Origin of the sequence: Paenibacillus sp. A3 (genome assembly GCF_001399685.1) — a bacterium.
Lineage (GTDB): Bacteria > Bacillota > Bacilli > Paenibacillales > NBRC-103111 > Paenibacillus_G.
In genome coordinates this window covers 1-778 of sequence record NZ_JTHN01000333.1, presented here as the reverse complement: position 1 = coordinate 778, position 778 = coordinate 1, and the positions used below count along the sequence as shown (strand labels likewise).

Annotated in this window: 1 protein-coding gene; it reads right to left on the bottom strand. The window is 32.3% G+C overall.

What is annotated here, in order from left to right:
• Positions 1–193 precede the first annotated feature (193 nt).
• On the bottom strand, positions 194–724 hold the full coding sequence (locus tag QJ48_RS34240) for a hypothetical protein (RefSeq protein WP_054977743.1): 531 nt from the start codon (positions 722–724) through the stop codon (positions 194–196).
• Positions 725–778: the final 54 nt, after the last annotated feature.

Here is a 778-nt window from a genome sequence, read left to right as displayed (position 1 = left end):
TCCCATCAACAAAATTTTTGCTGTAACTTCTATACGCCATCTCTAATTTTTTATGGTTTATCATTAATATTCTCCCGATGAATTCATCTATTTATTCATGAGCGAAATCTGACGTTTTCGATTCAATCATGGTTAAACTCAGGTGGCGGACCTTTCGATAGGAACGTTGCATCTATGACGAAATAGTTGAGCATTATAATAAATGATTCTCTTCCAACACTTTATACCATTCATCATCTTTAGAGCCAACGGTATTTATACTCCCTCCAGATTCAACAAACTTCAACCCAATTTCTCCATATTGTTCACCTAAAAAATATTTAAGTAAAAAATTATTGAAGTCTCCATATGACTCCAAGACATAATTTTGATCTAATGGATCTCCAAATAAACAAGTTACATGACCATCTACCTTATTAATAAACAAGGGGTAGCTTTCAATTTTCCCTATACAAATCCACTCACCATCAAACTGTAACATATCCTCCACATAAAATTGAATTTTGTTAACTTTCCGTTGGCCATATACAGTGATAACTCCACCACTTAATTTCTCATATCTATTTATAATAAAGTAATAATCCGCCACAATACTATTATCGATTTTTTTGAATTGTTCTCCGGCAGTATCTTTAACAATTTCACCATAGGTCAAACTTAGCGGGTAGTCATCACTTAAGATCTCCATAATTTTATCTATTTTTTCGATTAATAACTGATTCATATTCTTCACCTTTCAATTTTTATTTCTCGCTACTTTATCGCGTTGAATTACGGA